This is a genomic window from Nocardia abscessus NBRC 100374, assembly GCF_000308455.1.
Lineage (GTDB): Bacteria > Actinomycetota > Actinomycetes > Mycobacteriales > Mycobacteriaceae > Nocardia > Nocardia abscessus.
This window is the reverse complement of sequence record NZ_BAFP01000096.1, coordinates 22,127-33,927: the sequence shown is the minus strand read 5'-3', so window position 1 is coordinate 33,927 and position 11,801 is coordinate 22,127. Positions and strand designations below refer to the sequence as shown.

The window sequence follows — 11,801 nt, the reverse complement described above, 5'->3', positions numbered from 1 at the left end:
CCGATATGCGACGACACGCATCTACCAGAGGCGAGCACTTCTCAGCCGCCTCGGCAGATCACATATGGATACATACCTATGCGCATTCAACTATGTAGAGACACTGTGAACGGCCGTCGACTACGAACGAGAACCAGCAAGGACGGGGGAGCCTAACTCCCCCGAATCTCGTCGACACGAAGCGCAGGGCGATCAGGATGGTCCCAGCGCACGAAGAAGTTCGGGGTGTAAGGGTTCTCGGCGTCGTGCCGCAGCAGGGCGGGAATGGTCCACTGCGTGTCGGGTGGGGTGTTGCGGCGGAGCGCGGCTTCGGACAGGTCCAGGCGGACGCTCAGATCGGCATCGAGTCCGCGGCCTGCGAGCATCGGCCCCGCGACGACGATCGTGGTCGCGGGCGCAGCCGTGCGGATCGCGGCACGCGCGGAGCGGTCGGCGGCTTCGTCCCACAGCGCGGGCAGCCACCGGCTGTGCCGCCGGAGCGCGTCGACCACTTCGCGGCGCAGCGCGGCGTAGTCGAACCATGCTGTGCGATAGGACATCTCGTCGGTGCGGCCGAATTCCATGCGCAGCGAGGCCGGGCGCACGTAGTCGTGCAGGGAGACCACCTCGGCGGACCGCCCCGCCGCGCGCAGCGCCTCGGCGATCCGGTCGGCGAGCGCCACGGGCCGGGCGGCGTCCGCGCCGTCGACGGCGATCACCGTGTGCGAGTTCGCGGTCAGGACAGGGTGGATCACCAGCTCGACGAGGCCGTCGCGGGTGATCGGCGAAAAGCGTGGCACCCGTCCATCTCAGCAAATCGCGCCCGCGGGGCCGCCGGGGGAGCGCAGGTGTTGCCAAGCGTTCACCGGCGGCCGAGCGGCGCCCTCGGATGCGGCCGGGATAATCTCAGCGCATGGCGACAATCGAAGAGGCGCTGGAGATAGAGCGGCTCGAGCGGGACATCTTCCGTGGCGCGTCCACCAAGACCCAGCTCCCGCGCACGTTCGGCGGCCAGGTTGCCGGCCAGGCGCTCGTGTCCGCGGTACGGACGGTGGAACCGCGGTTCCAGGTGCATTCCTTGCACGGCTACTTCCTGCGTCCGGGCAATCCGCAGGAACCGACGGTCTACCAGGTGGAGCGCATCCGGGACGGCCGCTCGTTCTGCACCCGGCGGGTGACCGGTATCCAGGACGGCGCCGCGATCTTCACCATGTCGGCCTCGTTCCACGTCGGTGACCAGGGGCCGGAGCACCAGGACGTCATGCCGGACGTCGCGATGCCGGAGGATCTGCCCGACGCGAGTACCACGATGAGTCCCGAGCGATTGTGGGAGATGCGCGAGTGGGAGCACTGGGACATCCGCATGGTTCCGCCGGAGAACGTGTCCCGCCGCGACGGCGTGGTCTCCCAGCAGCAGGTGTGGTTCCGCTACCGGCACCTGCTGCCCGACGACCCGCTGGTGCACGTGTGCACCCTCGCCTACATGAGCGATATGACGCTGCTGGGCTCCTCGAAGGTCGTCCACCCCGATGAGCCGACCCAGAACGCCTCGCTCGATCACGCGATGTGGTTCCTGCGCCCGTTCCGGGCCGACGAGTGGCTGCTCTACGACCAGTCCTCGCCGTCGGCCGCATTCGGCCGCGGGCTGACCGGCGGAAAGATCTTCACCCGGGAGGGCACGCTGGTGGCGGCGGTGGTCCAGGAAGGTCTCATCCGCACGCTGCGCGAGGACTGACCACGACGCGCGCCGGACGGCGACCGTGAGCAGGCCCACATCGGTACGGCTCGTAAGCTTTCCGGCGTGAACGCTACCTCGGTCGCCGCACCCGCCGCCGACGCCGGACCGGCACGGTCCCGTCCCACCATCGGCGTGCTCGCGTTGCAGGGCGACGTCCGGGAGCACGTCGCCGCGCTCGCGCGCTGTGGCGCCGAGCCGGTGCTGGTCCGGCGCGAGTCGGAGCTCGCCGCGGTGGACGCGCTGGTGCTGCCCGGCGGCGAGTCGACCGCGATCAGCAAACTGCTGACGGTGTTCGAGCTGCTGGAGCCGTTGCGTGCCCGGCTGCGTGCCGGCATGCCCGCGTTCGGCTCCTGCGCGGGCATGATCCTGCTCGCCTCCGAGGTGCTCGACACCCGCCCGGACGCCGAGCACCTGTCCGGGATCGATATGACGGTGCGGCGCAACGCGTTCGGCCGCCAGGTCGACTCGTTCGAAACCGATCTGCCGTTCGCCGGGCTCACCGACGGTCCGGTGCGCGCGGTGTTCATCCGGGCGCCGTGGGTCGAGCGGGCAGGCGAAGGCGTCGACGTGCTGGCCACCGTGCCGGACGGTCCCGCCGCGGGCCGGATCGTCGCGGTGCGGCAGGGCAATGTCCTGGCCACGTCGTTCCATCCCGAAGTGACCGGTGATCTGCGGGTGCACCGGATGTTCGTGGAGATGGTCCGGGCGGCTTGAGGGGTGCGGCGAAGGCCGTTCGCCGCTCGTGCCCGCTGGTCGACGGCGAGCGGCCGCGTAGCAGGGGCGCTTTGCGCGGACGTCACGGCCGCCCGAGTAGGCTGGGGAAGTTGTCCGCCCGGCCGTGCCGGTACCGTACACACGACCAGACGTGCCATCGACCTGAAGGAAGTAGGGAATGAGCGGCCACTCCAAATGGGCCACCACCAAGCACAAGAAGGCTGCGATCGACGCGAAGCGCGGCAAGCTGTTCGCGAAGTTGATCAAGAACATCGAGGTGGCGGCCCGGACCGGTGGCGGTGACCCGGATGGCAACCCGACGTTGTACGACGCCATCCAGAAGGCGAAGAAGTCGTCGGTCCCCAACGACAACATCGAGCGCGCGCGCAAGCGCGGCGGCGGTGAAGAGGCGGGCGGCGCCGACTGGCAGACGATCATGTACGAGGGCTACGGGCCCAACGGCGTGGCCGTGCTGATCGAGTGCCTCACCGACAACCGCAACCGGGCCGCGGGCGAGGTCCGGGTCGCGATGACGCGCAACGGCGGCAATATGGCCGACCCGGGCTCGGTGGCCTACCTGTTCCATCGCAAGGGTGTCGTCACCCTGGAGAAGAACGGCCTGTCCGAGGACGACGTGCTGCTCGCGGTACTCGACGCGGGCGCCGAGGAGGTCAACGACCTCGGTGAGTCGTTCGAGATCATCAGCGAGCCCAGCGATCTGATCGCGGTGCGCACCGCGCTGCAAACCGCTGGTATCGACTACGACTCCGCCGAGTCCGGCTTCCAGCCCTCGGTGTCGGTCGCGGTGGACGCCGACGGCGCCCGCAAGGTGATCAAACTCGTCGACGCGCTCGAGGACAGCGACGACGTGCAGAACGTCTACACCAACGTCGACATCCCGGACGAGGTGCTCGCTCAGCTCGACGACTAGTCGAGCAACCGCGCGTAGTAGTCCTGCATGGCGGGATAGTAGTGCGAGAAATCGGGGCGGTCGGTCTGCGCACGGGCCGCCCCGAGCATGTCCAGGTAGTACTCCCAGCCGGGGCCGACGTGGGGAAGCTGGGCGATCTCGGTATCGGTGCGCAGGTGGTGGGTGAAGCGCAGCTCGGTGGTCCCCGCCGTCTCGCGCAGCGCCAGGTCCAGCTGCCAGGAGCCGTGGTCGTCGACAGCCGAGACGGCGAGACGGCGCGGCGGCTCGCAGGCGTCGATGCGCATCTGCATGCACGGCTGCTCGTCCTCGAAAACCATCTGCACCTTGATCATTCGTCCCGGTCCCGCTTCGCCCTCCCACGGTCCGAACCAGCGTGCGGTGCGGTCGGGTTCGGTGACGCTGGCCCAGACGTCCTCGATCGGGGCGCGGTAGGTGCGGATCAGCACCAGATCCTTGCCCGCCTCGGCGGGAAACAGTTGTCCCGTGGGTCGCTTGGTCATGCGGATTCCTTTCTGGCGTGTGCGGGGCCCTGCGTGGTCACACTGCGCTGCCGCCTTCGGGCCTGACCGCTCATGCGGTGCTTGCTGGTGGCATGTGCGGGGCCCTGCGTGGTCACACTGCGCTGCCGCCTCCGGGCCTGACCGCTCATGCCGTGTCCTCCCGTGGCGTGTCCTGGCCGCCGGAACGACGCTCGCGTCTGGTCCGGTAGACCTCGGTCTCGAGTGCGTCGAGGTGGTGTGCCCATGAGACGGGCTGCCGGAACCGCGCGAGCCACTCGGTGAGCGCCGACAACGGGGCGGTGTCGAGAACGTAGAAGCGTTCTCTGCCGACGAGTTCATCGCGTACCAGGCCGCTTTCGCGCAGCACACGCAGATGCCTGCTGACGGCGGGGCGGCTGATCGCGAAATGCCCGGCGATCTCCCCGGCGGTGCGGCGCGCGCCGACGAGCAGTTCCATGATCTCCCGGCGCACCGGATCGGCGATCGCGCCGGCCACCTTGTCCACGACAAAAGCGTAACCAGTTAGTTACGCTTTTGTCCATGGCATCCCGCGCCGGATTCGGTCGGAACTTCGCGGCCGGTCGGCTCGTCACCGCCGCCGTGGAAGGTTGGTCGGGCTCATTCCGCGATCTTCGTGCGATCGCACCACTCGTACACGCGCAGTCGTCCTTCGGAGGTGTCCTGTTCGCGCTGGGTGACCTTGAAATGCTCGTATCCGCCCCGGAACGGCACCTTCAACTCCACCCCTGGCGGTGTGATCGGGACGATACGCGTGGGCAAGTCTTGCGGCCCGCCTTCGAGGACAGCTTTCGCACCAATACTCATCCTCGGATGGTAGAAGCGCTGATGCCCTGATCGTGGGAGATTTCAGGGCACGGTGAGGACTAATTTGCCGACGGTTCGCCCGGTGTCGCCCAAAGCATGCGCCTTCGCCGCCTCCGACAGCGGGAACGTCCCCGCCAGGGTCGGGCGCAGGGCGCCCGATTCGGCGAGCGCGGCCAAGGCGCGCATGCCGGCGTGATCGTGTTCGACCAGCATCCGCACCGCGCGGACGCCGCGCGCCTGCGCCTCGGCCGCGAGGTCGACTGGACCGAACGCCCGAAGCGACACCAGCAGGCCGCCGGGGCGCAGGGTGCGCAGCGCGCGAATGCTGTTGTCGTCGTCTATGGAGTCCAGGACCACGTCGATGTCGCGGACCGCCTCGGCGACATCGGTGTCGCGATAGTTGATCACCTCGTCGGCGCCGATTCCGCGCAGGAACGCGTGGTTGGGCGCGCTCGCCGTGCCGATGACATAGGCCCCTTGCGCTTTCGCGATCTGCACCGCGAAATGGCCGACGCCACCCGCGGCCGCGTGGATCAGCACGCGTTGGCCCGCTGCCAGGCCCGCCGTGTCGACGAGCGCCTGCCAGGCGGTGAGCGCGGCGAGCGGAATCGCCGCCGCCTTGGTGTGGTCGAGGGCGGCCGGTTTGCGCGCGAACGCGCGGGCCGGTCCGACCACGTATTCGGCGCAGGAGCCGTGACCGTGCGGATACGGGAGCATGCCGAAGACCTCGTCGCCGGGCCGGAACAGGGTGACACCGATGCCGGTGGCCGCGACCTCACCGGAGACGTCCCAGCCCAGGACGAACGGCGGCAGGGGCAGGAAAAGTCCCGCGGTGGCGCGGTGGCGCCAATCGGTCGGGTTCAGTCCGGCCGCGCGCACCCGGACCAGGATCTGGCCGGGTCCTGGAACCGGTTGCGGAAGTTGTCCTTCGGTGAGCACCTCGGGTCCGCCTAGGGTGTGTTGGCTGATCGCGCGCATTGTCGCGGTGCTGTCGATTTCGGTCACGACTGCCAGCCTGCCGGGGGTGGACGGTGCAGGAAATGGCACGATTGCCATTCTTCGATATGATCGTGCCATGACTGAGGTGGCCGCGCCCCATCGGGTGGTCGTGCTGGCACTGGACGGGGTGTATCCCTTCGAGCTGGGCATCCCCACCCGGGTATTCGGTAGCGCCGCAGGCAGATACGAGGTGAGCACCTGCTCGGTGGACGGGCGTCCGGTGCGCAGTGCCGCCGATTTCGCCATCACGGGCGCGCACGACAGCCGGGCGCTGCGCAACGCCGATACCGTGGTGCTGCCCGCCTGCGATATCACGACATCCCTCGCGGGCACGCTGCCGCAGCCGGTGCTCGACGCGTTGGCGCAGATCCGGCCCGGGGCCAGAATCGTCGCGATCTGCACCGGCGCTTTTGTCGCCGCGGCCGCGGGACTGCTCGACGGGCGCCCGGCCACCACACATTGGCATCGAGCGGATCTGTTCCGGCGCACCTTTCCACGCGTCCGCCTCGATCCCGACGTGCTCTACGTGGACGACGGGGATGTCCTCACCTCGGCGGGTGCGGCGGCGGGACTGGACGTGTGCCTGCACTTGGTCCGGCGCGATCACGGCAGTGCCGTCGCGAACGCGGTGGCCAGGCGCTGTGTCGTACCGCCCTGGCGCGACGGCGGCCAGGCGCAGTACATCGAGCAGCCGGTGCCGCCCGCGACGTCGGCCGGGACCGCCGCGGCCCGGCAATGGGCGCTGGAGAATCTGGACTGTCCGCTGACGGTCGACGAATTGGCGATCCGGGCCCGGATGAGCAAGCGAACCTTCGCTCGGCGCTTCCGCGACGAGGTGGGTATGAGCCCTGGACGCTGGTTGATCCAGCAGCGCGTCTTCCGTGCCAGGCATCTGCTGGAAACCACCGATCTGACTGTCGATCGCATCGCGGGAGAGGTCGGCTTCGCCACCGGGACCTCGCTGCGTCAGCACCTGACCGAGGCGATCGGCGTGTCACCGCAGGCCTACCGGCGAACGTTTCGCGCGCGAGCCGCCGGGTCGGAGAGCGGGACGATCGTGGCGTGATTCGCGCCGCGCCTGCGGGCACGGTCGGCGTCGGCCTCGGTGAGCGTGCCACTACCGTGGCGTGCGACTGCGGTGACGTGCGACTGCCTGTGGCGGAGGCAGAATGCGAAGCATGGTCGAACTGGTGCTGGTGCGCGGTGACATCACCGAACAGGAGGTCGACGCGGTGGTGAACGCGGCGAACTCGTCGCTGCTGGGTGGTGGGGGAGTCGACGGCGCGATCCACCGGCGCGGTGGGCCGGAGATCCTGGCGGAGTGCCGCCGGTTGCGCGCCTCCCGCTACGGCGCGGGCCTGCCCACCGGTGCGGCCGTGGCCACCACGGCGGGACGCCTGCCCGCGCGGTGGGTGATCCATACCGTCGGGCCCGTGTGGTCGGCCACCGAGGACCGTTCCGCCCTGCTGACCTCGTGCTATCGGGAATCCTTGCGCGTGGCGGACGAATTGGGAGCACGGACGGTCGCGTTCCCGGCGATCTCCACCGGCGTCTTCGGCTGGCCGATGGACGACGGCGCCCGGATCGCCGTCGACACGGTCCGGACGACCGAGACGGCGGTGGCCCAAGCCCGGTTCGTTCTCTTCGACGAGCAGGCTCATGCCGCGTTCGCGCGGCAGGTCGCCGGAACGTAGGCGCGAAGACGCCCGCTTCGGCAGCCGATTCGAGTCGCGGGTGGCGAGTGCGCGCGCCGCGGCTGCGGAATGATCGACTATCCGGTCCGGGGCTTTCGGTATCCGGATGGTGCAGTAGCCGTGCGAGCGCGTGCGTCCCATCGATGCGGCGAACTTGTCGGTGCCCGCTGGCATAGTCGGCCCGTGTCGTTCAGTACCCGCATCGAAGTCCGGGTCTCCGACCTGGATCCGCAATTGCACGTCACCGGCGCGGCCTACCACCAATTCGCCGACCATGCGCGTTTCGCGTGCGTCCAAGCGGCGGGCGTATCGGTCGACGAGCTGATCGCGTCGGGTCTCGGGCCGGTCAATTTGGAGACCGTGCTCCGCTTCCAGCGTGAACTACGCGGTGGCGACACCGTGGACGTGTCGTGCGCCTGGCAATGGGGTCAGGGCAAGACCTATCGGGTCGAGCACGTCCTGACCAGGGCCGACGGGGTGGTCGCCGCGACGGTGACCAATGTCAGCGGCTTGCTCGATCTGGGTGCCCGCCGGCTGGTCGCCGACCCCGCGCGGCAGTGGGCGGCGCGCGCGAGCCATCCGCAGTTGCTGGGATTGCCGGGCCCAGCAGGGGAAGCGACGGCCCTCGGTGGATAGCCCTCGTGTCACGGAGGGCGAAAGAGCAAGCCTCCGCTAGACTCTCGAACAATTGTTCGTGTCCGGGAGAGGGGTTGTCGTGCGGGTGATGGGCGTCGACCCCGGACTCACCCGATGTGGCCTCAGCATCGTCGACGGCGGGACGGGGCGGAAGGTCACCGCCGTGGACGTCGACGTGGTCCGCACACCCGGGGATATGGATCTGGCCCACCGCCTGCTCGCGGTCGCCGACGCCGCCGAACGCTGGATGGACACCCACGAGCCGGGGGCCGTCGCCATCGAACGCGTCTTCGCCCAGCACAATGTCCGCACCGCCATGGGCACCGCGCAGGCGGGCGGAGTGATCGCGCTGGCCGCGGCGCGCCGGGGGATCCCGGTCGCCTTCCACACGCCCAGCGAGGTCAAGGCCGCGGTCACCGGCAACGGCGCCGCGGACAAGAAGCAGGTCACCGCGATGGTCACCCGTATCCTCGGCCTGCAGACCGCGCCCAAACCGGCGGACGCGGCGGATGCGCTGGCGCTGGCGATCTGCCATTGTTGGCGGGCGCCGCTGCTGGAGCGGATGGCGGCGGCGGAGGCCAAGGCGGCCGCGGCGCAGCGCCGGTACATCGAACGGCTGGCCGAACAACGGAAGGCGGTGCGCGGGTGATCGCGTCGGTACGCGGTGAAGTGCTGGAAATCGCCCTCGACCACGCGGTGATCGAGGCGGCCGGCGTCGGCTACCGGCTCAACGCCACCCCGTCCACCCTGGCCGGGCTGACCCGTGGCGAGGAGATCAGGCTCTACACCGCGATGATCGTCCGCGAGGACTCGATGACGCTCTACGGTTTCGCCGACACGGAAGCCCGCGACCTGTTCGGCCTGCTGCAAACCGTCTCCGGCGTCGGACCCCGCCTCGCCATGGCGGTGCTGGCCGTCCTCGAGCCCGAGGCGCTGCGCAAAGCGCTGGCCGAGAGCAACGTGGCGGCGCTGACCCGGGTGCCCGGCATCGGCAAGCGCGGCGCCGAGCGCATGGTGGTGGAACTGCGCGACAAGGTGAATCTCGTTCCGGTGCCCGCCGGTCCCCCCGGATCGGCGTCCGCCGCGGTGGGCACGCCGGTGCGCGATCAGGTCGCCGAGGCGCTCGTCGGCCTCGGTTTCGCCGCCAAGCAGGCCGAACAGGCGATCGATGCGGTGCTGGCCGACCAGCCCACCGCCGACACCTCCGCCGCCCTGCGTGCCGCGCTCGGCCTGCTCGGCAAGAACCGGTAAGGCGCGTCATGGACCACCAAGAGGAACCCGCCGAATCCCAGGTCAGCGCAAGCTATCTGAAGTCCGACGGCGAGATCGAGGCCAATCTGCGCCCGAAGTCGCTGGACGACTTCATCGGTCAGCCCAGAGTGCGCGAACAGCTCGCACTGGTGCTGCGCGGAGCCAAACAGCGCGGTGGCACGCCGGACCATGTCCTGCTCTCCGGCCCGCCTGGCCTCGGCAAGACGAGTATGGCGATGATCATCGCCACGGAGCTGGGCACCGCGCTGCGGATCACGTCGGGCCCCGCGCTGGAGCGGGCGGGCGACCTCGCTGCCATGCTCAGCAACCTGGTCGAGGGCGACGTGCTGTTCATCGACGAGATCCACCGGATGGCCCGCCCCGCCGAGGAGATGCTCTACCTGGCGATGGAGGACTTCCGGGTGGACGTGGTCGTCGGCAAGGGGCCCGGCGCCACTTCCATTCCCCTGGACATCGCGCCGTTCACCCTGGTCGGCGCCACCACCCGGTCCGGAGCGCTGACCGGGCCGTTGCGCGACCGCTTCGGTTTCACCGGGCACATGGACTTCTACGAGCCAGGGGAGCTGCTGCGCATCCTGCAACGTTCGGCGCACATTCTCGGCGTCGTCATCGATGAGGAGGCGGCGGCCGAGATCGCGGGCCGCTCGCGCGGCACGCCCCGTATCGCCAACCGCTTGCTGCGGCGCGTCCGCGACTACGCGGAGGTCCGCGCCGACGGCCGGATCACCCGCCCTATCGCGCAGGCCGCGCTCGAGGTCTACGACGTGGACGTGCTCGGCCTCGACCGCCTCGACCGCGCGGTGCTCAGCGCGCTCGTCCGCAGTTTCGGCGGTGGCCCGGTCGGGGTGTCCACTCTGGCGGTGGCGGTCGGGGAGGAAGCCGCGACCGTCGAAGAGGTATGCGAACCGTTCTTGGTTCGCGCGGGCATGGTCGCGCGCACACCCCGCGGCCGGGTGGCCACCGCCGCCGCCTGGGAGCACCTCGGCCTCGTCCCGCCGCCGGACCTGGTGTTCGGCTCCATCGAAGTGCGCGGCCGCGAGCCGCATCCCACCCTGGACCTGTTCGAATGACCCGCCCCCGCGGGTGAACGAGGGCGCGGTGGCCGATCAGTGGCGATGGCGCAATGCGGCGGCGACCAAGTCGAGAAAGGCATCGACCTCGTCGCGTTGATAGCCGCGTGTGCCGACGCGGGCCTCGGTGAAGCGCACGGTCTGGACGTCATCGATGGTGAGGCTGCCCGGTCCGCCGTGTGCGAGGCTCGCGGCGACCAGATCGAGGAACGCGCCGACCTCTTCCTCGTTGTATCCGCGTCGGCCCATCGGGGCGGGGGTGAATCGCATGCGGCGCACGTCGTCGGAGGTGAGCATGGGGTGGCCGTTGCCGTTCGCGGCCGGCACCGGCCGGACGCCGCGCTGACGGAACTCCAGCTCGGTGCGCAGCTGATCCAGATACTCGTCGACCTGGTCGGCGCGATAGCCGCGCTGGCCGAGGCGCGGCGGGTCGAAGCCGACATGCCGCAGATCGTCGGCGGCGAGCACGCCCTGTCCGGCCAGGGTCGCGGCGACGAGTTCGAGGAAGGCGTCCACCTCGTCCGCGTGGTAGCCGCGATGTCCGAGCGTCGAAGTCGCGAAACGGGTACGGCGCACGTCCTCCGGGGTCACGGGCGCCATTCTGTCAGGCTCGGTGCGCCGGACCGCTCGGAAGGAAAGTTTCGGAATTCCGTGGCCTATTGCGAACAAGGGCCGTCCCCCTGGCGAAGCGTCGGATCAGTGCGCCTCACCCTAGCGCCCGGTGGTGGTGTCAGGGGGATTGCCGCGTTGCTCAATCCTTGCGAACGCCGTCCACGAGCAGGCGGCGGATCGCCTGGTTGAGTCCGGTGATCGCGGCCTCGTCCGGTTCGCGCAGCGAGTGCACGATGCCCGCGATGAGCATGCCGGTCACGGCCCGCGCGGTGTTGCGGGTGTCCAGGTCGGCGCGCAGGTAGCCCAGCTCGACACCGTGGTCGAGATAGCCCGCGGTGAGCGCGTCGGCGGTGTCGAGCAGTCCGTAGAGCCGCTCGGTGAGTTCGTCGTCGATGCCGGTGGCATGGAACAGCAGCAGCTGGGCCACCCTGCGGTCGGCCAGCAGGATTTCGGTGAGTGCCATGCCGATGCGGTCGATCTGGGCGCGGTATTCGTCGAGGGTGGTGGCGGCGTCCGGGGCGTTCTCGGTGCCGAGGGCGGCGATGATGCGGGCGGCCAGATCGTCGATGACGTGGTCGATGATGTCGCGCTTGTTGCTGAAGTACCGGTAGAAGGTGCCGTGTCCGATACCTAGGTGGCCCGCGATGTCGGCGATGCCGGTCGCGTGATAGCCCTTCTCCGCGAAACAGACGAAGGCGGTGTCGATGATCTCCTGGCGCAGTTCGGCTTTCCGTCGCTCAGCACGCGTGGATGGCTTCGTCACGTAGCCGATGATACAGTCGTCACAAGCGGAATGATGTGTCATTCCGTGATATGTGATTCAGCTAGCAG

Annotated in this window: 16 protein-coding genes; 9 read left to right on the top strand and 7 right to left on the bottom strand. The window is 69.4% G+C overall.

The window, feature by feature from the left end:
• Window positions 1-152: 152 nt before the first annotated feature.
• Complete coding sequence (locus ON19_RS18905; protein WP_043694275.1) at window positions 153-779, bottom strand: nucleoside/nucleotide kinase family protein; 627 nt, start codon at window positions 777-779, stop codon at window positions 153-155.
• A 113-nt stretch (window positions 780-892) separates the two neighbouring features.
• On the opposite strand from ON19_RS18905, the gene ON19_RS18900 reads away from it, so the two are divergent.
• From ON19_RS18900 to ON19_RS18890, 3 genes are all read left to right on the top strand, one after another.
• Window positions 893-1,714, top strand: coding sequence for an acyl-CoA thioesterase (locus ON19_RS18900; protein WP_043694274.1), 822 nt, complete (start codon window positions 893-895; stop codon window positions 1,712-1,714).
• Window positions 1,715-1,780: 66 nt separating this feature from the next.
• Window positions 1,781-2,431: a pyridoxal 5'-phosphate synthase glutaminase subunit PdxT gene (gene pdxT, locus ON19_RS18895; protein ID WP_051169051.1), complete on the top strand. Its 651-nt coding sequence runs from the start codon at window positions 1,781-1,783 to the stop codon at window positions 2,429-2,431.
• Window positions 2,432-2,609: 178 nt separating this feature from the next.
• Entirely contained in the window at window positions 2,610-3,362 is a 753-nt protein-coding gene (locus ON19_RS18890; RefSeq protein ID WP_043694271.1) for a YebC/PmpR family DNA-binding transcriptional regulator, read from the top strand.
• Here the strand turns inward: ON19_RS18890 and ON19_RS18885 are convergent.
• The 4 genes from ON19_RS18885 to ON19_RS18870 form a co-directional block, all read right to left on the bottom strand.
• A complete protein-coding gene (locus ON19_RS18885) occupies window positions 3,359-3,862 on the bottom strand; it encodes an SRPBCC family protein (RefSeq protein WP_043694262.1) in 504 nt (167 codons plus the stop codon). The genes ON19_RS18890 and ON19_RS18885 overlap by 4 nt on opposite strands.
• 145 nt (window positions 3,863-4,007) lie before the next feature.
• A complete protein-coding gene (locus ON19_RS18880) occupies window positions 4,008-4,367 on the bottom strand; it encodes a metalloregulator ArsR/SmtB family transcription factor (protein WP_043694259.1) in 360 nt (119 codons plus the stop codon).
• Between the two features lie 113 nt (window positions 4,368-4,480).
• Window positions 4,481-4,687, bottom strand: coding sequence for a DUF5988 family protein (locus tag ON19_RS18875; protein ID WP_043694250.1), 207 nt, complete (start codon window positions 4,685-4,687; stop codon window positions 4,481-4,483).
• Between the two features lie 42 nt (window positions 4,688-4,729).
• Window positions 4,730-5,665 carry an NADP-dependent oxidoreductase gene (locus ON19_RS18870; RefSeq protein WP_043694358.1) on the bottom strand — a complete coding sequence of 312 codons (936 nt, stop codon included), beginning with the start codon at window positions 5,663-5,665 and terminating at the stop codon, window positions 4,730-4,732.
• A 106-nt stretch (window positions 5,666-5,771) separates the two neighbouring features.
• On the opposite strand from ON19_RS18870, the gene ON19_RS18865 reads away from it, so the two are divergent.
• The 6 genes from ON19_RS18865 to ruvB all read left to right on the top strand — a co-directional run bounded on the left by ON19_RS18865 (window position 5,772) and on the right by ruvB (window position 10,358).
• Entirely contained in the window at window positions 5,772-6,752 is a 981-nt protein-coding gene (locus ON19_RS18865) for a GlxA family transcriptional regulator (RefSeq protein WP_372478716.1), read from the top strand.
• A gap of 112 nt (window positions 6,753-6,864) precedes the next feature.
• A complete protein-coding gene (locus ON19_RS18860; protein WP_083899471.1) occupies window positions 6,865-7,380 on the top strand; it encodes an O-acetyl-ADP-ribose deacetylase in 516 nt (171 codons plus the stop codon).
• A gap of 183 nt (window positions 7,381-7,563) precedes the next feature.
• Window positions 7,564-8,016 (top strand): acyl-CoA thioesterase, encoded by a 453-nt coding sequence (locus ON19_RS18855; RefSeq protein ID WP_043694243.1) that lies wholly within the window; start codon window positions 7,564-7,566, stop codon window positions 8,014-8,016.
• Window positions 8,017-8,095: 79 nt separating this feature from the next.
• A complete protein-coding gene (ruvC, locus tag ON19_RS18850) occupies window positions 8,096-8,665 on the top strand; it encodes a crossover junction endodeoxyribonuclease RuvC (RefSeq protein ID WP_043694241.1) in 570 nt (189 codons plus the stop codon).
• Window positions 8,662-9,267 carry a Holliday junction branch migration protein RuvA gene (gene ruvA / locus ON19_RS18845; protein WP_043694239.1) on the top strand — a complete coding sequence of 202 codons (606 nt, stop codon included), beginning with the start codon at window positions 8,662-8,664 and terminating at the stop codon, window positions 9,265-9,267. Before ruvC ends, ruvA begins: the two co-directional genes overlap by 4 nt.
• Window positions 9,268-9,275: 8 nt before the next feature.
• Entirely contained in the window at window positions 9,276-10,358 is a 1,083-nt protein-coding gene (gene ruvB / locus ON19_RS18840; RefSeq protein WP_043694237.1) for a Holliday junction branch migration DNA helicase RuvB, read from the top strand.
• Between the two features lie 36 nt (window positions 10,359-10,394).
• Here the strand turns inward: ruvB and ON19_RS44410 are convergent, their stop codons facing one another.
• Together ON19_RS44410 and ON19_RS18830 are read right to left on the bottom strand one after the other, a co-directional pair.
• Window positions 10,395-10,958 carry a DivIVA domain-containing protein gene (locus ON19_RS44410; protein ID WP_051169049.1) on the bottom strand — a complete coding sequence of 188 codons (564 nt, stop codon included), beginning with the start codon at window positions 10,956-10,958 and terminating at the stop codon, window positions 10,395-10,397.
• A 151-nt stretch (window positions 10,959-11,109) separates the two neighbouring features.
• On the bottom strand, window positions 11,110-11,775 hold the full coding sequence (locus ON19_RS18830) for a TetR/AcrR family transcriptional regulator (protein ID WP_051169048.1): 666 nt from the start codon (window positions 11,773-11,775) through the stop codon (window positions 11,110-11,112).
• Window positions 11,776-11,801 lie beyond the last annotated feature (26 nt).